Annotated in this window: 22 protein-coding genes; 8 read left to right on the top strand and 14 right to left on the bottom strand. The window is 53.4% G+C overall.

Annotation, left to right across the window (positions count from 1 at the left end; all coding sequences use genetic code 11):
- Window positions 1–2: 2 nt before the first annotated feature.
- Window positions 3–482 (bottom strand): arsenate reductase ArsC, encoded by a 480-nt coding sequence (locus CWO84_RS02675; RefSeq protein WP_101051724.1) that lies wholly within the window; start codon window positions 480–482, stop codon window positions 3–5.
- Complete coding sequence (locus CWO84_RS02670) at window positions 479–838, bottom strand: metalloregulator ArsR/SmtB family transcription factor (protein WP_101051722.1); 360 nt, start codon at window positions 836–838, stop codon at window positions 479–481. Before CWO84_RS02670 ends, CWO84_RS02675 begins: the two co-directional genes overlap by 4 nt.
- Before the next feature lie 189 nt (window positions 839–1,027).
- Here CWO84_RS02670 and CWO84_RS02665 point away from each other — a divergent pair, with 189 nt between their 5' ends.
- The 4 genes from CWO84_RS02665 to CWO84_RS02650 all read left to right on the top strand — a co-directional run bounded on the left by CWO84_RS02665 (window position 1,028) and on the right by CWO84_RS02650 (window position 5,408).
- Window positions 1,028–1,411: a hypothetical protein gene (locus tag CWO84_RS02665; protein WP_101051721.1), complete on the top strand. Its 384-nt coding sequence runs from the start codon at window positions 1,028–1,030 to the stop codon at window positions 1,409–1,411.
- Complete coding sequence (locus tag CWO84_RS02660) at window positions 1,329–2,669, top strand: choice-of-anchor I family protein (RefSeq protein ID WP_165786260.1); 1,341 nt, start codon at window positions 1,329–1,331, stop codon at window positions 2,667–2,669. The genes CWO84_RS02665 and CWO84_RS02660 overlap by 83 nt, the downstream gene beginning before the upstream one ends.
- A 128-nt stretch (window positions 2,670–2,797) precedes the next feature.
- Window positions 2,798–4,411, top strand: a complete 1,614-nt coding sequence (locus tag CWO84_RS02655; protein ID WP_101051718.1) for an alkaline phosphatase — start codon at window positions 2,798–2,800, stop codon at window positions 4,409–4,411.
- 253 nt (window positions 4,412–4,664) lie between these two features.
- Window positions 4,665–5,408: a hypothetical protein gene (locus CWO84_RS02650; protein WP_101051716.1), complete on the top strand. Its 744-nt coding sequence runs from the start codon at window positions 4,665–4,667 to the stop codon at window positions 5,406–5,408.
- A gap of 92 nt (window positions 5,409–5,500) precedes the next feature.
- Here CWO84_RS02650 and CWO84_RS02645 read toward each other — a convergent pair whose 3' ends face one another.
- Together CWO84_RS02645 and CWO84_RS02640 are read right to left on the bottom strand one after the other, a co-directional pair.
- The gene (locus CWO84_RS02645) at window positions 5,501–7,276 is read right to left on the bottom strand and encodes a bifunctional metallophosphatase/5'-nucleotidase (RefSeq protein WP_101051715.1); all 1,776 of its coding nucleotides are present in this window, start codon (window positions 7,274–7,276) and stop codon (window positions 5,501–5,503) included.
- An 11-nt stretch (window positions 7,277–7,287) separates the two neighbouring features.
- Window positions 7,288–7,842 carry a hypothetical protein gene (locus tag CWO84_RS02640; protein ID WP_101051713.1) on the bottom strand — a complete coding sequence of 185 codons (555 nt, stop codon included), beginning with the start codon at window positions 7,840–7,842 and terminating at the stop codon, window positions 7,288–7,290.
- A gap of 1,000 nt (window positions 7,843–8,842) precedes the next feature.
- On the opposite strand from CWO84_RS02640, the gene CWO84_RS02630 reads away from it, so the two are divergent.
- Window positions 8,843–9,457: a hypothetical protein gene (locus tag CWO84_RS02630; RefSeq protein ID WP_033157898.1), complete on the top strand. Its 615-nt coding sequence runs from the start codon at window positions 8,843–8,845 to the stop codon at window positions 9,455–9,457.
- 384 nt (window positions 9,458–9,841) lie between these two features.
- Here CWO84_RS02630 and CWO84_RS24275 read toward each other — a convergent pair whose 3' ends face one another.
- Window positions 9,842–10,240, bottom strand: a complete 399-nt coding sequence (locus CWO84_RS24275; protein ID WP_165786259.1) for an energy transducer TonB — start codon at window positions 10,238–10,240, stop codon at window positions 9,842–9,844.
- A gap of 7 nt (window positions 10,241–10,247) precedes the next feature.
- Here CWO84_RS24275 and CWO84_RS24270 point away from each other — a divergent pair, with 7 nt between their 5' ends.
- A complete protein-coding gene (locus tag CWO84_RS24270) occupies window positions 10,248–10,604 on the top strand; it encodes a hypothetical protein (RefSeq protein WP_165786258.1) in 357 nt (118 codons plus the stop codon).
- Between the two features lie 226 nt (window positions 10,605–10,830).
- Here CWO84_RS24270 and CWO84_RS02620 read toward each other — a convergent pair whose 3' ends face one another.
- The 4 genes from CWO84_RS02620 to CWO84_RS24265 form a co-directional block, all read right to left on the bottom strand.
- Complete coding sequence (locus tag CWO84_RS02620; RefSeq protein WP_240617944.1) at window positions 10,831–11,535, bottom strand: FecR domain-containing protein; 705 nt, start codon at window positions 11,533–11,535, stop codon at window positions 10,831–10,833.
- Window positions 11,526–11,798, bottom strand: coding sequence for a FecR/PupR family sigma factor regulator (locus CWO84_RS24785; RefSeq protein WP_240617943.1), 273 nt, complete (start codon window positions 11,796–11,798; stop codon window positions 11,526–11,528). Before CWO84_RS24785 ends, CWO84_RS02620 begins: the two co-directional genes overlap by 10 nt.
- A 73-nt stretch (window positions 11,799–11,871) precedes the next feature.
- Window positions 11,872–12,390: an RNA polymerase sigma factor gene (locus CWO84_RS02615; RefSeq protein ID WP_033157978.1), complete on the bottom strand. Its 519-nt coding sequence runs from the start codon at window positions 12,388–12,390 to the stop codon at window positions 11,872–11,874.
- A gap of 325 nt (window positions 12,391–12,715) precedes the next feature.
- Window positions 12,716–12,889 (bottom strand): hypothetical protein, encoded by a 174-nt coding sequence (locus CWO84_RS24265; RefSeq protein WP_165786257.1) that lies wholly within the window; start codon window positions 12,887–12,889, stop codon window positions 12,716–12,718.
- 73 nt (window positions 12,890–12,962) lie between these two features.
- Here CWO84_RS24265 and CWO84_RS02610 point away from each other — a divergent pair, with 73 nt between their 5' ends.
- Complete coding sequence (locus CWO84_RS02610; protein WP_101051709.1) at window positions 12,963–15,347, top strand: TonB-dependent receptor; 2,385 nt, start codon at window positions 12,963–12,965, stop codon at window positions 15,345–15,347.
- Window positions 15,348–15,778: 431 nt separating this feature from the next.
- On the opposite strand, the gene CWO84_RS02605 is transcribed toward CWO84_RS02610, so the two are convergent.
- The 4 genes from CWO84_RS02605 to CWO84_RS02595 form a co-directional block, all read right to left on the bottom strand.
- Window positions 15,779–16,297, bottom strand: coding sequence for a hypothetical protein (locus tag CWO84_RS02605; RefSeq protein WP_101051707.1), 519 nt, complete (start codon window positions 16,295–16,297; stop codon window positions 15,779–15,781).
- Window positions 16,298–16,641: 344 nt separating this feature from the next.
- A complete protein-coding gene (locus CWO84_RS02600; RefSeq protein WP_240617942.1) occupies window positions 16,642–18,495 on the bottom strand; it encodes an ExeM/NucH family extracellular endonuclease in 1,854 nt (617 codons plus the stop codon).
- Entirely contained in the window at window positions 18,482–19,168 is a 687-nt protein-coding gene (locus CWO84_RS24780; protein WP_240617941.1) for a hypothetical protein, read from the bottom strand. The genes CWO84_RS02600 and CWO84_RS24780 overlap by 14 nt, the downstream gene beginning before the upstream one ends.
- A 255-nt stretch (window positions 19,169–19,423) precedes the next feature.
- A complete protein-coding gene (locus CWO84_RS02595; protein WP_033157894.1) occupies window positions 19,424–20,218 on the bottom strand; it encodes a UDP-2,3-diacylglucosamine diphosphatase in 795 nt (264 codons plus the stop codon).
- A gap of 290 nt (window positions 20,219–20,508) precedes the next feature.
- On the opposite strand from CWO84_RS02595, the gene phoU reads away from it, so the two are divergent.
- Window positions 20,509–21,237 carry a phosphate signaling complex protein PhoU gene (gene phoU / locus CWO84_RS02590; protein WP_033157893.1) on the top strand — a complete coding sequence of 243 codons (729 nt, stop codon included), beginning with the start codon at window positions 20,509–20,511 and terminating at the stop codon, window positions 21,235–21,237.
- Window positions 21,238–21,332: 95 nt separating this feature from the next.
- Here phoU and CWO84_RS02585 read toward each other — a convergent pair whose 3' ends face one another.
- A complete protein-coding gene (locus CWO84_RS02585; protein WP_033157892.1) occupies window positions 21,333–22,106 on the bottom strand; it encodes a ParA family protein in 774 nt (257 codons plus the stop codon).
- Window positions 22,107–22,126 lie beyond the last annotated feature (20 nt).

Here is a 22,126-nt window from a genome sequence, read left to right as displayed (position 1 = left end):
AACTAAGGCAACAAGGTGCCGATGCGATCCAGTTCGGCTTTCAGACGCTCGGGATCGTTTTTTAACTCTTCCAACGGTAAAGCAAAAAACTGCTCAATGCGATGGCGCAGAATCCGATACGCGACCATGAAGGCCGCGTCGATTTCCTCGTCGGTACCCTCGACGTGAGCCGGATCTTCAACGCCCCAATGGCTGCGCATGACCGGGCCCAGGTAGGCGGGGCAGGTTTCGTTGGCGGCATTGCCGCACACACTCAGCACGATGTCCGGCGTCACCGGCAGGTCATTCCAGGACTTGCTGTAATAACCCTCGGTGGAAATGCCTTCTCTGGCCAGCAAAGCCAGCGAACGCGGATGAATTTTACCGGTGGGTTTGCTGCCGGCGCTCAGGCCACGCCAGCCGGCCGGTGCCAAATGATTGAAAGTGGCTTCGCCAAGGACGGAACGGCAGGAGTTGCCGGTACACAAAAACAATACGTTCATGATGGAGTGTCGGTCGGGGTTGAGGGTAAAGATTCGTTATTGGTGGAACAGGTTGAGAGCGATAGACAGGGATGGCCGTCGCAACAGTTCTCAGTCAGGAAAGCCAACAGATCGTTCATCGCGGAAAAATTGGCCGTATAAATCACAAAGCGGCTTTCGTTGCGCGAGTTCACCAGGTTGGCGTAAGTCAATTCCTTCAAATGAAACGACAGGGAAGACGGGGCAATGCCGGTGGCTTCACTGATTTTTCCGGCGGCCAAACCTGCCGGGCCGGCTTGCACCAGCGCGCGGTAAATTGCCAGACGGGATTCTTGGGCCAATGCGGCCAGTGCGATAACAGCAGTTTTATTTTCCATATTTCAACAATAATTGAAATATGGAAACAAGTCAATTTTCCGGGCGTTTGCGATGCGGCTGTCGCGTAACGTTACTGTCATAAAGGCTATTTACCATTCGCAAGACTAACGTTCCGACGCTGTCGGTGAGCTGGTACTTACACATCCTTTCTTCAAACACCAAACGAATAGTGCCTCAGGAGCATTTATATGAAACTCACTTCAATCGCCGCCGCCGTCGCTGCCGTGCTGGCCTCTGCCAATGCCAGCGCTGCGGCGGATTTTCAATGGTCGCATCAATGGACGTTTAACCACACTGCAGCCAATGGTTCCAGTGCCATGGGCTCGGAAATCGTCTCTTTCGATGCGGTTAACAACCGCTTGTGGGTAGCGGGAACCGATGCCAATCAGGCCAATATCGGCCAAGGTGGCATCGACGTGTTGGATATGAACGGCAATTTGCTGCAAAGCATTTCCACGAGCGCGTTCGGCGGGATCAACAGCGTGGCGGGTGAAAAACGGCCAAGCGGCCATTGCTTTGACGGCGCCGACGAAAACCGATGCGGGGTTGGTGCGTTTTTACAATGCGGCTGACTACACATTGCAACACAGCGTAACCGTCGGTGCCAACCCTGACGCAGTGACATACACGCCCGACGGCAGCCGCTTGCTGGTGGCTAACGAAGGCGAGCCCAGCAGCTATTTGGTGGGGCCAAGCGGCGATCCGGAAGGCTCGGTGAGTATTATCAACACCAACACCTTTGCGGTACAAACGGCCGGATTCTCTAATTTCAACGGTGCGACGGCTGCTTTGAAAGCCAGCGGCGTGCGTCTGACCGGGCCGAACGCCAGCGTCGCGCAAGATCTGGAACCGGAATACATTGCGGTTAGCCAAGACGGCAGCAAAGCTTTTGCGACGCTGCAAGAGGCCAACTCGGTTGCGGTCATCGACATCGCCAGCGCCACAGTCACCGACATTAAAGCCCTGGGTTTGAAGGATCACAATTTAGCCGGCAACGGTCTGGATGTCTCGGATCGCGACGGTGCCGGCACTGCGGCTTTGAAAGGCAATATCCAGAACTGGAATGTGATGGGTATGTACATGCCCGACGGCATCGCCAGTTTTAGCAAAGACGGCAATCAATATTACGTGACCGCCAACGAAGGTGACTCTCGCGAGGATTGGCCGGGCGGTGCGGAAGAAGTGCGGGTGGGCGCAGCGACTATCGATCCCGCCTTGAATGCCACCATGACAGCCTTGCACGGACCGGATTGGGCCACGAACAATGACAAGCTGAATCGACTAACGGTTTCCAGGAGCGGGGATTTGGACAACGACGGTGACCTGGATCAACTGCAAGTCTTCGGCGCCCGCTCGTTCTCGATTCTGGATGCCAATGGTGCCATGGTGTTCGATTCCGGCGACAAACTGGAACAAACCATCAAAGCGCTGATCGCGGCGAATCCCGGTAATGCGGCTTACGAGGCCTTGTGGGACGATGGCCGTAGCGACAACAAAGGTCCTGAGCCGGAAACTGCGGTGGTGGGTAAAGTGGACGGCCGTGACTTGTTGTTCCTGGGTTTGGAGCGTTCTAATGCGGTGATGGTCTGGGATTTGACTGACCTGAACAGTCCGAAATTTTTGGACATGTTGTTTACCGGCGGCGACATCGGTCCCGAGGGTCTGAGTTTCTTCAGCAATGCCCAGGGCAGTTACCTGGCGGTGGCCAACGAGGTAAGTGAAACCACTTCGCTGTACAAAGTATCGGCCGTGCCGGTACCGGGCGCGGTTTGGCTGTTCGGCTCAGCGCTGGCGGGCTTGATGGGGATGCAACGCGGCCGTAAAGACTAATATCCGCACTTGAAGCCAGCTTGGCCGAGCTATATCGGCTAAGCTGGCTTTCCCGTTTTATCCCGTAACGCGCTTGTCATATTCAATCGCTAATGTTGCCGCTCCATAAACCGCTCTCGGGGCAACACATGAAAAAAACACATCCACAAAAACTGGCGGCAGTCGCTGTCGGCGCCTTCGGTTTTACCTTGTCGGTCGCCGCAGTCGCCCACGACCATGCCGACCGCGATCATCACGATTCTCATAAACCTGCGCAAACCAGCCAGGTACCGACATCCGGCGCTGAATGGTTCAAAGCCGGTGAGGCTGCGGTGTTGGTGAATAAAAGAGACGTGGAACAGCTGCGCAAAGCCAAAAACGTTATCTTGTTCGTCGGCGACGGCATGGGCGTATCCACGGTCACCGCCGCGCGGATTTTGGAAGGCCAAATGGGCGGACGCGACGGCGAATTCAACCGTCTGCAATTTGAAAAATTCAACAATATCGCTCACTCGGTTACTGCCAGCGCTAACCAGCAAACTTCGGATTCCGCGCCTACCGCCACCGCCATGGTTGCCGGTATTAAAGCCAATGACGGCGCTATTTCCGTCGAGCAAGGTATTTCACGCACCGAAAAAAGTGCGGAAGTCACCGCTGCGCACAGCGTCAAAACTATCTTGGAGCGCGCCGAAGAACGCGGCATGTCCACCGGCGTAGTCACAACCGCGCGCTTTACCCACGCCACGCCAGCCGTGAATTACGCCCACATTGCCGACCGTGATTGGGAAGCCGACAGCAACCTGCCTGCCGGCGCTACCGTAAAAGACATTGCCCGCCAGTTGCTGGAATTTCCTTACGGCGACGGTCTGGAAGTGGCATTGGGCGGTGGTCGTAGCTATTTCATGCCTAATAACGTTGCCGACCCTGAATACCCCACCCAAAAAGGTCGCCGCGCCGATGGCCGCGATCTGACCTTGGAGTGGACATCGCAATACAATAATTCCGACTACGTCTGGAACAAAGCCCAGTTCGACGCGGTAAATCCAGCGTCCACCGATCATTTATTGGGTTTGTTCGAACGTTCGCACATGCGCTATGAAGCCGACCGCGCGCAAGACGCCGCCGGTGAACCGTCTCTGACCGAGATGACCGAAAAAGCCATCAAAATTCTGGAAAAAAACCGCAAAGGTTATTACCTGATGGTTGAGGCCGGCCGGATCGACCACGCGCACCACGCCGGCAATGCCTACCGGGCGCTGACCGATACCGTGGCACTGTCGGATGCAGTGAAAAAAGCCAAACAACTAACCCGCGACGAAGACACCTTGATCCTGGTCACCGCCGATCACAGCCATGTATTCACCATCGCCGGTTATCCGTCGCGCGGCAACCCTATCTTGGGTAAAACCGCGGTAGACGGCGTTGTTACTAAAGATTCTCTAGGTTTGCCTTACACTACGCTGACCTATGCTAACGGCCCCGGCTGGACCGGCGGTTTGCAACGCAAGGAATTTAATCCCGCTAACGAAGGCACCGTGGCCGCCGCTTATGCAGGCAGCAAATTGCGTCCTGATTTGACAGCGGTTGATACCACCAATCCGAACTACATGCAGGAAGCCACCGTACCGATGAGCGCGGAAACCCACGCCGGCGAAGACGTGGCGATCTATGCCGACGGTCCTGGCGCTTATCTGGTGCGCGGTACGCTGGAACAAAACGTGATTTATCATGTAATGGCGGATGCGCTAGGCATGCGTAAATAGTCCGGGGGCCTTTCCCAAAGCCGAGTCAGGGACGCTAGCCGTCCCTGATTTTTTGGAATTATTCACTGCGAAGTACAAGAATCCCTCTCCAGTGGGAGAGGGTGAGGGGATGAAAACGAAGTATTTTGCTAGTTTAATTCTCCTCTCCCCAACCCTCTCCATCAGGAGAGGGAGCAATTTCTCGGCGATTGTCAGAGTTTTGCAATTCACTGAATAATTACATTTTTTTGAATACCGCTAAAGTGCAGGATCCATGTTCAACACCCATTTCAAATTTTTACCCAAACTGCTTGGTCTCAATTTATTAGTCGTTTTGGCGGCTTGCAGCCATGCATCGGCCAAGCATGCCGCTAACATCACCGATTTGTCTTCGGCAAACTTGCCCGCCGTGGCCGCCGAGTTCGTCACCACCCGCACCGGCGCAGAGCACGAACACGACGAGCACCAGGCTTTGCCGGCGGAGGTGAGTTGGCGCTTCTGGCGCGATAGCCGGCAGATCACAATAGAACGGCCGCAACTGGGCGTTGGCGAACTTTGGCAGCGTGACGGCCAAGAGCTGATTCACCGTAAGCTGTATCACCAAGACCAGCGGGCAATCGAATTTCAGGCCGGCGATTTGCGGATGCTGGACATCACGCCGTCCTGGCAAAAATTGGCGTTGCTGCTGGATAGCCAGCTGCTCGACAAACTGACTGCCGGAGAAATAGAATGGACCGACGGCATCCCGACCCGCGAATATCAAGGTAAAGTCGCCGATACCGAATGGCATGTGGTAATGCGTCTGGACCTTGCGTTACCGGCCTTGATCGAACGGCAACAGGGCGAATTTTCAGAACGTACCGAACTGCTGCAGGCTTATTCTTTAAGCGCCGCGCCCTGGCAACCGACCCCCATTGACAGCTACGATGTGATCGATTTCGCCGATTTGGGCGACAAGGAATCCGACCCGTTCGTGATCAAGGTACAAGCGCAAATGGGGCATGAGCATCATCATTAAGCTCTAGAACCGTCAGGCAAAAAAAAAGCCCGCTGTATCGCGTACCAGCGGGCCCGAGTACCACTACAGAGCTTACAACTAATCCCTAAAACTTACGGAGCCGGCAAAATCCGATTTTGCGGGCCGGGGGCTACAGTACCATTGACGGTAAAGTAGTTTTCCAACGCATCCAGATCCAGCGCGCCACCCAGGCGGTTAGTGCCTTGTGTCAGCACATAGTATTGATCGCCACCGTCGGCCATGAAGTTATTCACGGTGACTCGATAGCTGGCGGCGGGATCGACGACCACACCATTGATCTTGATGCTGGCGGGATCGACGTTATCGCAAGGCGTGCCTTTTTCTTTCCATTCGTAACTAAAACCGTTGGAAACTTGCATGATGCGGTTGAACGCTTGGCCGGCAGCCGGTGCGCCGGCTGGATAGCCGACTGTGCAACCGGTGAATTGTTGCTCCAACAAGGTGTGGATTTGCGCGCCGGTCAAGGTCAGCGTCACCAGCGTGTTGCCGAAGGGTTGCACGGTAAAGGCTTCCGCGTAAGTGACCTGGCCGTCGCCTTCGTTAGCCGGGCTGGATGGGAAGGTCAAGTCGGCGCGGATGCCGCCGGGGTTCATGAATGACACCACTGCTTCGCCGAAGCCGACGTTTTGGGTTGCTAACAATTGCGCATCGGCAATCACATCGCCCAAAGCCGACTCGCCGGCTGCGGTCGCGGTGCGAGTAATCGCCGCGCTGATACTGCCGATCACGCGATTCGCAATGGGCGTGGACAGGGCTTTGTAATTGTCGACGATGGTTTTTATCGCTGCATTCGGGGTGATGGCGGTGTTGCTCCGATCAACGACGATATTTTCGGCGCTGACGCTGCTGACTTCACCGTTGGCGGTATTGATGGCCACGTCAATGTCGGTCAAGACCCGGCCTTGCGAATTGGCGCTGGTCACCGAAATCAAGCGGCCGGCCTTGTTGGCGATTTGGCAGTTATAGGCTTGATGAGTGTGGCCGGAAATCACCAAATCCACTTCGTCGTCCAATTGGTTGACGATGGTTTTAATCGGCGAACCGTCCAAACCGCCATCGCAGTTGTTGATGGTAGATTTGCTTTGGGTGACCGGTATCGTGCCGCCTTGGTGAATCAACACCACCACCGCTTCCACACCGCGCGCCCGCAATTTGGGGATCAAGGCATTCACTGTCGCTGCTTCGTCTTTGAATTCCAGGCCGGCCACACCGGTGGGGGTGACGATGGTGGGGGTTTCTTTCAAGGTCATGCCGATAAAGCCGACCCGCACGCCGCCGACCACTTTGATCGCGTATTGCGGAAACAAGGTTTTGCCGGTAGCGGTTTCGACTACGTTCGCGGCCAAGAATTTAAAATCAGCGCCTTCAAAAGGCACCGGTGTGCCGACAGATGCGCCTTGGCAGGAGTTCGGATCGGTCGGATGGCAGCCGCCGTTTTGCATGCGTTTCAGCTCGTCCTTGCCTTCGTCGAACTCGTGATTGCCAACCGCGTTAAATTCCAGACCTAGGCGGTTCATGGTTTCGATGGTCGGTTCGTCATGAAATAGCGCGGACACCAGCGGTGTGGCGCCGATGATGTCGCCGGCCGAAACAACTACCGTGCTGGGGTTTTGGTTTTTCATATCATTAATATAGCCGGCCATCCAATCGACGCCGCCGACCGGAATATTGGTGGATGCCGCGCTGCTGGGCGTTTGCCGGAACGTGCCTGGGGATTCCAGTTGGCCGTGAAAGTCGTTGAACGCGACGATTTTAATCGTGGTGGTGGGGATGGTGGTCACGGCGTTGGCCGCGCCCAATGTGCCCAAACCCAAGGCAATGCCTATGGCAAGTTTGTTTAATTTCATTGGTTTAATCCTTATTTAGTGGATTGGCGGCGACGAGAGACCAGGCCCAGCAGGCCGGCGCCGGCGGCATACAGGCCTGCGGCGGCAGGCAGCGGCACTGCGGTCAGGCTGACTGCGCCTACGGTGGCGTTAAGCTCGGTGGAGGTATCGTCCAGAGCGGATTGGATCAGCAGACCGCTGATTTGATAACTACCGGCACCCAGCAAAAATTCGCCGCGGCTGTAGGCTGAGTTGGCGTAAGCCAAATCAAAATCGCTGTATACAGAAGTGGGGTAATTGTTAACGGCAGCCGAGGTCTCACCAAGTACGCTGCTAGTGTTAAAAATTCTGAATCTGTCACCCGCAAAGCCGGCATCGACTACGCGCAAAATAGCCGATCCGGTTAAGGTAAAGTCAAAGCTCAACGCATTGTTATCCAGGTCTATCCATTCCAGACCACCGGAATTAGACACAGAATTGTCTACGTCGAACGCATGCCAAGCGCCGTCGGCATTAAGGGTAATCGCCTCGGCTTGCGTAGAAATTGCCGACAGCAAGGCCACGGCAAGAACAGATTGTTTAATCATTTAGAGCGCTCCGATAAAGACAGCGAGTGGGTTTTTGTTATAAGTCACTGGCTGCTCGTTCATTTGGGGTTGAGAAATTTCCATCGCTATGGGTAAAGCAAGTACAGCCTAAGGAAATTTTGTGATGAACTTGTGATTGCTAAATGAAGATTTCGTGAAATGTAATACACGGGTGTTGCGGGTTTTATTCGGGCGCTGACTCTAGCTTGGGTGGCTAGAAGGCAATCGATGAAATTCGCGGAATGAGGTATTTCGGGATGTCGTTAGTCCGGCTTGGTTTTCGACTGTTTGAGCTCAGAGCTCGGCTGTTGGACAAAATAACTCCGAAGTTACGGTTCGAAGCTGGATTAGTAGGATTCGTGTCGCTATCGCGTCGATTGTTTTAAAGTCGGTTCTCGCACCGACAGGCGAGATACTTTTCTTTGCTCCGCCAAAGAAAAGTATCCAAAAGAAAGGCGGCCCGGATGCCGCTTTTTCCCTGTGCTCCTCGGGTTTGAACGGGGTTGCCTGAAGGGGCTTCCCAGCCCCTGCATGCAACGCGCCGCATCCCTGCGGCGCCCCTGACGGGCGAATCCGTTCAAACCCTTCGGTGCTCGGCGCGGCATACGGGAGAAAACCCCGCCGCGAAGTTTGAAATCCAGCTAATATTTGCGCAGTTTTGTAGGGCGCATTAGCGATAGCGTCATGCGCCGAATGATTTAAGGCCAACATACGGCGCAATACGGCTGCGCCTATTGACGCCCTACGAATTGCGCCTTACGGCCTTGATCCGTTCAAACCCTCCGGTGCTCGGCGCGACATACGGGAGAAAACCCCGCCGTGAAGTTTGAAACCCAGCTAATATTCGCGCAGTTTGGTAGGGCGCATTAGCGATAGCGTAATGCGCCGAATGCTTTAAGGCCAACATGCGGCGCAATACGACTGCGCCTATTGACGCCCTACGAATTGCGCCTTACGGCCTTCCATCCAGAAAACAGTCACCAATAAAGGGATATCAATTATGATTAAAAACTCATTCTTAAAAGCGCAAGAATGGTTCACTAACAATTCAGAATTATCAATAACAGTAACATTTATTTTGTTGTTATGTTTTGCATTTTTCGATGCGGCGGCGGCATCCGCAGCAGCTGTAGGATTTTGTGCATTTCTTGCTACTTACTGGCAAGCAAAAATAAGCCGAGAACATAATATGTTGTCAGTAAGGCCAAAAGTTCAATTCGAGAAAACAATAGATCCCGATAATGGTTCAATCTGTTTTGGAATAGTTAATCATGGCCTTGGTCCCGCTATATTAGATGAAATAATATTGACCATTCATAGCCAAAAAGGACTTTTTGCGAATAATGAAATGCAATCCGAATTAAAAAGACTGTGCAGAGAAAGCGGCGTTACATATACTCCTTTTTTTCTGCTAAAGAACAGTAATTTACCTATAAATAAGAAATACGATTTAATGAATTTTACGAGCCCTACAGACAATCCCTTGTGGCATCAAAATGTCGATAGATTAATGCGGACGGCGTTGAATTTCGAATTCAAATATAAGTCAATGTATGGTGAAGAATTTAAAGTAATATTATATGAAACACAACCTGTCATTGAAAAAGTTCTGTAGGCCGGGTAACAGTCCGTAGTTTGCGGCAGTCTGGTGGGTGGGCACGGTTTTTGTGCCCACGCGGCATTAATCATATACAGCTCACTTTGGGCAGAAAGAGTTGTCCGCCCTAGTATTTTGATTTTTCAATATATTTTGTGAGTGGTTTTTCTCCTCCCATTAAAAAGCAGGGTGAACGCGATAAATATTTTTTTGAATGACACGTGTGTTCTCGAAATGAATGGTAAACGTGTGGGTAAAACAAAATTTCCTGATTTGAGATAAAACGCTGCTAAGCGGTCCACTCCTTCGGGTTTGAATCCGCTGTTTTTAACATTAATCAATTTGACTGGAAAACCCGCGACCGCCTGCTGTTTCCAGCGTACTGCAATACTGGCGGAAAATCTAAAAAGCCGGCGCTTGGTCTTGCAGCGTAAAAATGATCGGCACCAATACCGCGCTGGCGACATTGATTTCCGCTCGTTTGGCCGGTACGAAGCGCCATTGCTTGACGGCTTCGACCGCGGATTCGTCCAGCGCTTCGTGACCACAGCTTTGTTCGACGGCAACGCCCACTACCAGACCATCCTCGCTGACTTCCACGCGCAAAACCACTTTGCCCTGCCAGCCTCGGCTGCGGGCGATACCGGGGTATTCCGGCTTGGGATTGTGTTGGTAAGCGGCATTCAGATACGCCTCGGTAAACGTCGGACTTGGATTGTCGGCGCTTACTTTCTCGGCAATCGCCGGCTGAGTGGCATCGTCGATCAGCCGAGGCTGTTGATCAAAAACTTGTTCCTGCATTGAAAAATTGGACGGCGGCGCCTGCGGCGTCACTTTTTTCAACCTGGGTTTGAGTTGCGGCTTTTTAGGTTTGGGTTGGGCAACGCTGGGCGGCGGCGGTTGGGTTCGCTCAAGGCTGGGCTTGCTGGCCGGAATCGTGATCGTCGACACTTCCATTTTAAGCGGAACGGCCTTTGCCTCCGGCAGGTCGGGGCACAAGAAGCAGCTGACCCCGGCCAAGTGCAGCAACATAACGGTAACTAACATCAAAAATAGCACGGAGATGTTGCGCGAACGTTCTTTGTTGCGGGTTGGTTTTAGCAACACCGCGCGGCCGGTTTCGACGCCGACGGATGCATCAAGAAAAGATGCTGCCGGATTTTGAGCAATAACAAGTCCGATTCGATTCGCTCTAATAAATGGCACGGGTTTTTAGGATTGGCGGTTAAACATGCGGCGGCGTCTCTGAGCTGGCGTGATTCTTCCAAACAACTAAATTCGCCAAGTTAAGACGATTTTCAATTAATTATGACAAAAGCCTTGCCGCCAGGAATGCGGCCAATTGCCGCAGCGGCGGTTCCTTATACGGCCCGGCCGATTCTGTTTTCGCATCAAGAATGCAAAATCACCAGCCACGGCCCCAATGCGGTCTGACGCAGTGCCAAAGATTTTTGCAAGGCATCCAGCATCGCCAGACCGTCGGTTGGAAATACCCCGCTAACTCGCAATTGCTTGACATCCTCCCCGTTCAGAATGATTTTGGCTTTGGAATAGCGGTTTAACTCTGCCACCACGTCGGCCAGCGCCTGATCGTGAAAAATCAACTTGCCGCGTTTCCAGGCATTTAACTGGTTGAGATTGGCTGGTGCCGGTTTATCCAACCCACCACCAGCGGAATACGTCAATCGCTGGCCTTCCTCCACCCGTATCGCGGCGACATCGGCTTGATCGGTCAAGCGCACGGCTACCGCATGCTCGGTAACATTGACTTCGACCTTATCGGCGCCAGGGCGCGCCACATCAAACACCGTCCCCAAGGCCCTAACCGCCGTATCGCCGGCCACCACTTCAAAGGGTCTATTGGCATCGCTGGTAACCTTGAACTCGGCTTGGCCTCTGAGCAATACCACGCGCCGTTTGTCCGCCGACCAGTCTATGTCCAACGCGGTATCGGTATTCAGCAACACGCGGCTGCCGTCGGCCAATTGAATCTGTTTTTGCTCGCCAACGGCGGTTGCGTAATCGCTGAACAACCAATCGTGCAGCCTATCCCGGCCTAGCAACAACCCCAACACCAGCGAAGCGGCTAGCGCCAAACCGGCTCGCCGCGGCAAACGCGGAACGGCATGAATTGCTTTGGCTGGAAATTGGCGGGCGGTGTGGTTTTAACGGCTTGCGCGACCGAACCCCACAGCGCTTCGGCCTCGGCGTAGGCTTGCCGGTTGGCGTCGTCTTGACCATACCAGGCCTCGAATTGGTGGCGTGCGGCGTCTGTAACCGAACCGGAACGCATCAGCACCAGCCAGTCTATCGCCTGGTCGGCCAAGCTTTCATTGGAGTTGTCGGGGTCGGTGTTCATCAAGGCTGCTGAAGCGGGGAAGGAGTGGGCAAACGATAAAACAATGTTGCCGGAAAATAAACCGCAGGCCAATTCAGTGTTGCTCGCGACGGTCACGGCAATGCTTCAAAGTTTTGGCAATGCGTTTGGCGATGGCCCGTTCGGACACGCCCAAACATTCGCCAATTTGCGCGTAAGTCAGGCCTTCGATGGCGCTTAAGTAAAACGCCGCCCGGCACTCTTCCGGCAATTCATTCAGGGCCGTATTGACCGTATCCAGATCCTGCCAGGCCATTAACTGTTTTTCGGCGTCCGGATCATTGCCGGCAACCGCCTCCAGTAGTTCGGCCGGTATCTCCTGGCTTGGCGCATAACGGGCGCGTACCGATTCCTTGCGGATATGATCGACCACCAAATTGCCGGCGATAAAAAACGCCAACGCCCGCCTATCCTGAGTCGGCGTCCGCTGTTCGGAGAACAATAGCCGCACAAAGGTTTCTTGGGCCAAATCCTTGGCGGTATCGGGACAATGCAGGCGGCGCAGAAAAAAACCGATTAAATCGTCCCGATTTTCCCGAAAGAAATGATCCAGTGTGTCCGAAACAGCAGTCATCAGTCGTTTTTGAAAGCGATACAAGTGGGTTATCTATCAAGACGTTTGACGAAGCAAAATCGGCGCCAATGGCCTTTATTTCGTATCAATTTAGGCACGCTGCCGGGCAGCAACGGCCGTGATAGGCGCTATTAATGCGGCTTTAGCGTCTTCAAAAATCCAACATTTGACCGCCGCCGGGATACGTCAAATGCCTATGTTGGCCTGGATTTGCATTAACAGAGCTGTGTGAAATGCCGTATAAGGCGTGATATGACACACTGCAAGCAGTCCAATATTGCTCTACCCAATGGACTGAAGACGCTCCTCGTTGTTTTTCAAAGCATCAGAGGAAAGTGGATCGGCGAGCATTTATTCGGAAAATCTCCCCGGCCCTATTTATTACCGGTATTCCGTTCGTACCCTCAGGGGCATAAAGGCTGAGTTCGTCTAAACTCAGGCTGGCGTGCCCTTCGGCAATACCGGCCATATGTTGAAAAATTTTTAAGGTAGTGTTCATGATTTCTTCCCTGAAACGTTGTGAAGAGTAACGCCGGTTATCGGCGCCGTCATTCACGCAATCAGGAGATTTTATGAGGACACTCGCATTCGCGCCCTTAAGTGCGCCATTCGCCGTGACAGCCCTGGCGCTGAGCATTGCCAGCTATACGGCCTACGCCGAGCCCATGCAACAGGAAGCACGGACTTATGCCATTACTGCCGGCGGTTTGACCGAAGCGCTGACGGCTTTCGCCGACCAGGCCAATCTAAAACTGGTATTCAACGCCGAGTTGACCCGCGGTCTTAGCGCGCCGGCCTTACATGAAACAGTCACCGTCGAACAAGGGCTGAGCAAATTACTGAAGGACAGCGGGTTGGGTTATCGCTTGGTGGGCAACGGTACGGCGATTATCGAAGCTAAGCCGGTGGTCAATAACAGCGAGCCACAGTCGGCGGCTACGATGCCGGCAGTAACGGTGCTGGGGAGGGCGGCTTATGACGCCAACGATCCGTATAACAAGGACTATGCGCTGCGCGATTCCGCGACGGCCACCAAAACCGATACGCCATTGATGGAAACGCCGGTGAATATTCAAATCGTGCCGAAAGCAGTATTGAACGATCAGCAAGCGATTACAATAGAAACCGCGTTAAAAAATGTCAGCGGCGTAACCCTGGGCGCGGGTTCCGGGGGCCTGTCCGAAGATCTCTATCTGCGCGGCTTTCGCAGTTCGGCGCTATTTCGCAACGGCTTCCGCTACGACTCCGAGTTCAGTTCTTGGGGCAAGCGGCAGATGGCCAATGTCGAACGGGTTGAGGTAGTAAAAGGCCCGGCCTCTATTCTTTACGGGCGGATGGAGCCGGGCGGCATGGTCAACGTGGTGACCAAGCAGCCGCTAAATACCCCTTATTACGCCTTACAGCAGCAGTTCGGTTCGTTCGATCTTTACCGCACCACAATGGATGCCACCGGTCCGCTGACGAACGACGATACCTTGTTGTACCGGATGAATGCGTCTTACGAAAACAGCGGCTCTTACCGCGAGTTGGTCGATAGCGAACGCATCTTTCTGGCGCCGGTGCTGAAGTGGAACATCAGCGCTCGAACGCAAATTACCTTCGAGATGGAATACAAACACGACAATTTGGTCAACGACACCATGGTTTGGCCTTACGTAGACGGCCGGTTTATCGATATGCCGCGCGGGCGCAATTTAATGGAAAAGACCCCAGAGAATCACGACGACATTTTGTTGGGCTTCAATTGGTCGCATCAATTTAACGACAATTGGAGCATCAGCCATCGCTTCGCCACCGAGCGCCGGGATACGCCGAACAGCGTAGCGATGCTGGGAGATGGACTGACGGGTAGCCAGCTCAATCGAATCGTGGTTGCTAACCCGGCCGACATTAACACCTATTACACCACGCTGGACTTAACCGGCCACTTCAATACCTTTGGGCTAAAGCACACATTGCTGGTCGGCGGCGATTATTACAACAACCGTTCGACAGGCCAATATTATTACGGCGATCCCGCGACCGGCATCGACATCTATAATCCTATCCACACCGGCTATAGCTTTCCGACCGGATTTGACCGCTACGACACCGACACCGACTTCTACGGCTTGTACGCCCAGGATCAGATTCAGTTGCCGCACGGGATTCACGTGATGGGCGGTTTGCGTTACCAGGTCGTAGATCAGGCCGATAAAGTGGCGCAATCCAAGCTTTCCGCGGACGCGGTGACACCGCGCGTCGGGGTATTGTGGCAAGCCCAAGATTGGTTGAGCCTTTACGGCAATTATGTCGAAAACTTTGGCGCCACCAATGGTTTGGGCCAGGGCGGCAAGCCGCTGCCGCCCGAGAGCGCGCAGCAATGGGAATTGGGCGCCAAGAGCGAGTTTTTCGACGGCCGGCTCAGCGCCACGCTGGCCTATTTCGATTTGACCAAACAAAACGTAGCCACCACCGACCCCAACAATCCCTTGTATTCCATCGCGGTCGGAGAGGTGCGTAGCCGCGGACCGGAGTTGGACATTAAAGGCGAAATCCTACCGGGCTGGAATATGATCGCCACCTACGCCAATCTGGACACCCGCGTTACCAAAGACAACGACGGCCGAGAAGGTCGGCGGATGTTCGCGATCCCCAGAAACGTCGGCACGTTTTGGAATACTTACGACTTTCAACAGGAGTCATTGAAAGGGTTTAAAGTCGGCGGCGGCATCACAATGCGCGATGCCTCTACCAATGTGCCGAATACCTATAATGTGCCGGGGTTTATTACGGTTGATTTAATGACTGCCTACAATTTGAAAGTCAGCCAATCCAAAGTCACTTTCCAGCTGAATGTAAACAATCTGTTGGACAAAAATTATCTGCAAGACGTGATTCCGGGTCTGGGGCCGAACTCGCGGGTTAATATCGGTACGCCAAGAACGCTGCTGGGATCGGTAAAGGTGGAGTTTTAAGCCAGGAGGCCGCATATCTTTGGGCTCGTTCCTGTGCGTTACAGCTCGTCCGATTAGCGCAGCGTAATCGGACGCATGCAATCCTGAAACTTGTGCCCAAATACGTGCGATTACGCTTCGCTAATCGCACCTACGCGGTTTTCTTTGGACGTGGCTCTTTCCGACTCGCTGCACGGAACCTCAAAAACAAAAGAACGTTCCGATCCTGCCGGCAACGACCTACAAAACCGCCCGCACCAATAGCCAATATGCCGGGCGGGCACGGTTTTTGTCATTACCTGGCATAAGCCTATACCGATAATCGGTTTGCAGAGAACCGTTGCTCACCCTGCGTTTTGTTTTCTCTTGATTTTGGTAGTGGTTTTCTCCCGTTATTCCGCGCCGAGCATCGCAGCTCTTGTGCCCCGTGGGTATTTGGCGAGAATAGTCCGTCAGGGGCGATGCAGATATGCCGCGCGCTTCCGAATCCCCCCAAAACCTACCACCAAGCCACTCCCAAACAGCAACAAAGAGGGCGGTAACGGCACAGCCGTGATGTTGAAGCCGACGCTGGCATTGATCGCCAGCGGCCCTTGATTCAAAAAGATCAAACCTTGGTTGAGATCATGCAAATCGCTGGTGATCGCGATATTCAAGTCACCTGACGCGACGGCCTGAAAATGCAAAACCGCCAGAGAAATGAACGAGCCCACGTCATTTGCACTCAAGCCCGGAAAGGCCAGGCCGGCAGCGGCTAAATTCACGCCATCCTGTGTTGAAATGTCGGTGAACAACGGGTTAATGCTGCTACCCAAAAACTGCGCAGCGCCCGTGCCGCCTAATAGCGTGTTGAAACCAAAGCCCAACACCAGTTCGTCCGGGCTGGCGTTAGCCAAAGGCGCGAAAGCCAGCACTTCAACATCAAAATGATCGCCAATATGGGTAAAGCCTGAGGTCTGCTGTAGCGCCAAAAATGTGGGTTCAGTAGGAGAGACAAGGGTTAACGGTGAAATTGATCCCGAATTGGTTGGCGTTGGTCCCGCTGGGCTTGCAATACTACCTCGAGGCACAATTTGAATGTCACCCCCTGTAATAAGTGGTGGTTGTTTAGCTTGCAGATTTCCTGGGGTTTGACCCGTTTGGAGTTCTATATTGCCGCCCGGATTAATTTGAATATCGCCGGATGTGCTGAGCGTACTCGCTTGGTTGACACCAGACCAAAATGCCAACGCAAGTATCAGGCAATGACGCCATATCATATTTTTCATAAAACCTTCTTTAACAAATAAAAATTAATCGGCGATGTTCGCGGCCGTTACGGCTTGCTGTTCGCCGTGTAGTTATTGAAATAGCCGTACCAAGTCCGGTAGTCAGCCATGCTGACACAGCCGGTCGCGTCATAATCCGCTTCCCGGTTAAAACCTATTTTGCCGCTGCATTTACCAACTTGAGCCTTGATCAAATTGGCGTCGCTACCATCGACATCGCCGTCGTTATCCAGGTCGCCCGGCACGAACAATTTGATTAACAGTGGGTCGTGGTCGGATGAGCGATAAGCATCGGCCGCGTAGAAGCTGCTGATTTGATTGGCTGTTTTGAACTCGGTGTTGTAATCCAGAGAGCGTGGTTCGTCGGCGTTGATATGCCATTCGCCGGCACTTTTAACTTGCGGCGCGAGTGCGGCATTCGCTAGGCCATGATCCAGATAACCGGCCGCGCCATCGAATACGTAACTGTAAGCGGCCTGATTGCCGACGAAAGTTTCCAGCAGGTTCTGGTAACCGGCGTTTTTCAAGGCTGTGATCGGGTCTTCCTGGGCATAGCTGTTCAGGTCACCGATGATCAGGGCATTGTTGGCGCCGTTGTGGGTAGGATCGCCAGCCAACCAGGTGGCCAGGGCTTGCGCAGCATTGGTGCGGGTTTGGTTGCAATTGCCTTGGCCGTCGCCGGTGTCGGGATCATTGACATCGTCGCAAGCCGAACCTTTGGATTTAAGATGGTTGACTGCCACGGTCAGCAACTTGTTGGAAGCCTTATCCAAGAAAGTTTGGGCCAGGGCAGGGCGGTTTTTGGTGTCGATAAATAAGGGGTTTACCGAAGAATCCAATATTGCCACCGCGCCAACCGGCGTGATTTTAGCCGGTTTGTAGATGATGCCAACCGCGATCTCATCGGTGCCGACTTTGCTCAAGCCCGGATTGATATAGGCATACGTGCCGGCGCCGGCCAGTTGATTCAAACCATTCACCAGATCGGCGATGGCGCTGCTGCTGCCGTAGCCGTCGTTTTCGATTTCCATCAAACCTACCACATCGGCATTTAAGGCATGGATGGCCGGAATGATTTTGTCGCGCTGGCGGTTGAATTCGACCAGGGTATTAGCGCCGCGAGCGGTTGGGAAACCGCCGCCGACACCGTTACCGTTGAAGTAATTCAACACGTTGAAGCTGGCGACTTTTAACGAGCCCAAGGCGGACAGGGCCGGAACCGGGCCGCGGGAATTGTCGGCGACAAAGGTTAGCGGCTGAGTCGGTTGCAGGCGGTACACGCCAAAATCGTAAGCCAACACGCCGGTAGCGCCCACCACCGCATCGCCACTACGTAAAGGCGTGGCGGCGCTGAGACCGGTCGGTTGCGGATAAATTACCGGGTCTGGGTTTTGGATGTTTGAGCCATCGTCTACGGTGAGCTGATTCAAGCTATTTTGCGCGGCAGCATCGATAGCGGCTTGGCCGGGCATGGCGACCTGGGTAGGCGTCATCAAGCGGCCGCCGGACGAGAGTAAAAATTCACCGAAGCGGCCTAGATTGAAGTTTTCGCTGACCGTCAGGGTTTGCGGCAGACGGATCAACATGCCTTCCCAGCGTTCAGCGTTATTGTCGGCGTTGTCGAAGGGTAAATTTACTTCAACCGCTGTCGGTAAGGCGTTACCGGTGGCGCAAATGTCCACTGAGCTGACGCTTTCCAGGCGGGTCATATTGAAGGTTTCGGTGACGGTGCCGACGATGTGGATTTTATCGCCGACATTGACCGGCAAGCTGGAGGCGACGAACAAGCCTTCGGACGTAGCCGGATTGGCGTCGGCACCATCGATTTGCTGCACGAAAAAGCCGTTCAAATTACCGCTGCCTTGGAAGTCGGCGCTGACCACGGCTTCAACATGTTGCACGCTGCCGCTCAACGGACTGACGCCGCTGCTGCCTTGGATGGCGCTGAATTAGGGTTGCCGCTTGGCCGCATTGGGATACCGGGGGAGGCGGGGTGACGCCGCCGAAGTTTTGGCTGTTGTTGACCGCGCCAAATGAATTTGTGGCTGGGGCGTTCCAGGTAAAGTTTTCGTAGCTGTTGCCGGTGCCTTTCAGTTGTAAGGATTGGCCGACGGGAGTTGAGTTAGTTTCCGCTACGCCAATATCCAAGCTGGTCATGCCGTTGGCCGGGCCGCCTACCGCTGTAAAAGGTGAGGGCTCGTAACTTAAAAACTGCACCACCGTGCTGCCGTTGACCAAGGCAATGCCGTCTGGCCCACCGTTTTGTATGCCGTCTGCCGGATAGCTGAAGCTCAGCGTGCCGAAGCCGGTGCCGGTTTGATCGGCTATTACGCCGCTTAAGGCTTTGCTGTTATAGCTGGCGCCACCGTTGCCGTTATAAAGCACCAACGACCAGCCGCTGAGGTTGGTGCCGGCCGGGCCGGCGATTTCGATGGCCTCGCCGCTATCGGTGCCGGCATTGTCGTAGTGAATTTCGTTGATAAATACCGGCGTGGCTGCCTGGGCGTTGCCGAAGCAGCTGAGGGCGCTCACTGCGGCCAGCAGCGGGTAGCTGCGGATGTGCTTTGCGATCATGGTCGGATGGTCTCTGTGCTTAAAAATCAGTAAGCAGGCTTGGATGAGCCTGAGCTGACTCGCAGAGAGACGCACTCGCCGGCCTAAGGGGATAGGCGACGAGCGCGTCATTGGGTGACTTCCCAAAATTCTGCAAGCCCGCTCACATTTTCCGGGATTACGCTTGGAGGAGGGTTAAGAAACCGTGACGGTTTGGCGAAGTTTTTGTGACATGTAATACAAAGCTAAGTAGGCCGGTTCCGGCAAGCTTTGGAGTTAGCCAGGATGCGGCAATTCTCCATCGTGCTGCTGCGTCAATTGCGGCGCTTCCTGGGCCAGCCAGCGGATTAACTCCAGTCTGCCGTCTTGATGTTCGACAATGGCCGTGCAACTCTCCACGAAATCGCCGGTATTGACGTATAAGAAGCCTTCTATTTCCTTGATTTCGGCATGATGAATGTGCCCGCAAATCACGCCGTCCAGGCCTTCGTTTTTCAGGGTGCGGACAATGCTTTCTTCGTAATCGGAAATAAATTGCACCACATTCTTGACTTTGAATTTCACAAACGCCGCCAAGGAGAAATGCGATTGCCTGCCGAATAGGCGTCTGAACAAGCGCAGGAAGCGGTTGATTTCGATCAGCCAGTCGTAACCCAGGCTGCCGATTTTTGCCAGCCATTGGTGGTGTTTGGCGATGGTATCGTATTCGTCGCCGTGGACGATCAGGAAGCGTTTGCCGTTTACCGTGGTGTGAATATCCGAGTTTTTGACGACGATGTCGCCGAACACGTAATCGTCGTAATCGCGGACGTTTTCGTCGTGGTTGCCGGGGACGTAGATAATTTGCGTGCCGTGTCTGGCTTTACGCAGGATTTTTTGAATGATGGTGTTGTGATCACGCGGCCAGTACATTTTTTTGGACAAGGCCCAAAAGTCAATGATGTCGCCGACCAGATAGAGTTTTTCGCTGTCGTTATGTTTTAAAAAATCCAGCAGGGCATCGGCCTGGCATTGGGTCGAGCCAATGTGTAGGTCGGAAATCCAGATGGTGCGATAGAAAGAGGTATTCATAAGCAAACGCCAAATATTGGTATCGGACGAGGGCTATTTTTGTCTGCATTTATGACAGCAGCATGACAGAGCAGGCTTGTCGCTTCTTTGCCGAGTAATGCGGGCAACGGATTATTTTTGGCGTTTTGTGCAGACTTTAGATCGTCGGCTCTATAAATATGTTGTTTAAAAACAATGGCTAACGCGCCGGGTTTTGCGTGTCTATCGGGTTGTGTCACATTCTTGTAATCTGCTTGTTCTAAGGTTCGCTTATTACCGAGACCCTGGCCAAACAAGCAAGAGAACTGCCGATGACGAAGCAAACAGACACTCCCAATAATGTGCATACCTTGCATGCGTATGACACCGATTTAGGGCATATGCACAGTTTGATGCTGGATATGACGGACCTTTTGGTTTACCAATTGGAACAGGCGATGCAGGCGCTGGACTACGGCGATGCCGAACTGGCGCAAAAAGTCGTATCACGGCATAAGAAGGTCAAGCGCTTCGAAAGCAAGATTGACGGCGAGGTATTGAACATCATTGCCCGGCATAGTCCGGTGGCAAACGATCTGCGCTATGTGTTATCGACGTCGAAAATCGCCGTAGAGCTGGAAAAAATCGGTGTTGAGATTGTCGAGTTCGCCAAACTGATTACGGTGTTGTTCGACCCGAACACCAGCGACCCCAATCAAAAGCTGTTGGCTGACATCGTGAAAATCGGCGGTTTAATCAAGCTGATTTTGGACAAGTTGATGGTGGTTTTCGAAAGCCGGGATACCAAGCAGGCATACGCCTTGTTGGAATGCGATAGGGATTGCGAGTCGGAATTGCAGGAGGGTATCAAGCACCAATTGACTTTGGTATTGCACGACGCCCGAATGATTCGCAGAGCCTTGGATGTGATGCAAATGATGAAAGCCATGGAGCGTTGCGGCGAGCATTGCCGGAACATTGCCGAGCACGCCATTTTTATGTTGGACGGTATCGATGTGCGGCATGGTGGGCTGGCGACTCAGGCGAGTCTTGCTGGTTAAGCATTTGCGCGCGGCTGCCTCTTCGGTATTTGCCGTCAGTTAAAAACAAAAAAGCCGGCATTGCCGGCTTTTTAATGTGGGTAAATGCCAAACCGTTATTTGTGGATTTCCAAATGCAAGGCCCGGTATTCTTCGGTCAATTTGTGGGTTGGCGCGTAGTGGATCAAAGGCTGGGCGTCGCTATGCGATTCGCGGACTTTCACCGAGGTGGAGATTTTGGTCTCCAGGACCGGCAAACCCTCGGCGATCAGGTCTTCCACCAACTGCCGCGGCAGGTTGGCCTGCTTTTGATATTGGTTGACGATGACGCCTTCCACTTCCAGTCTGTCGTTATGATCGGCTTTGACTTCGGCGATGGCGCGCATCAATGTGTACAGGGCTTCACGAGCGAAGGTGTCGCAGTCGAACGGAATCAGGCATTTTTCGGCGGCGATTAACGCTGATAGGCTATAAAAATTTAAAATCGGCGGGGTGTCGATATAGATTTGCTCGAAGCCTTCCAGTTTTTCCAACGCTTCTTTTAATTTGTAGATTTTATGCCGCGATTCCAACCGGCTTTGCAAACCTTCCAAATCGCTATGAGATGGCAATACGAAAAGGTTGGGGAAGGGGGTTTCATGAATCAGACCGTCCAAGCCTTCCTTCCCGCCGCCGAATAAGCCCAATCCCAGGCTGTCTTTGAAAAAATGGGCGATGGTCTTGTCGGAATCGGCGACTTTATTGCCCAGCAAATACTGGGTGGAATTGCCTTGCACATCGAGATCGATCACCAGGGTTTTTTTACCCTCTACGGCGCTGATGGCTGCTAGGTTACAGGTAATGGTAGATTTACCCACGCCGCCTTTCTGATTGAAGATCACCCTGCGCATAATCGCCCTCGATTGCTAAA

Origin of the sequence: Methylomonas sp. Kb3 (assembly GCF_002834115.1) — a bacterium.
Taxonomy (GTDB): Bacteria; Pseudomonadota; Gammaproteobacteria; order Methylococcales; family Methylomonadaceae; genus Methylomonas; species Methylomonas defluvii.
The sequence above is the reverse complement of the archived record's forward strand: the minus strand, read 5'-3'. Positions and strand labels throughout refer to the sequence as shown.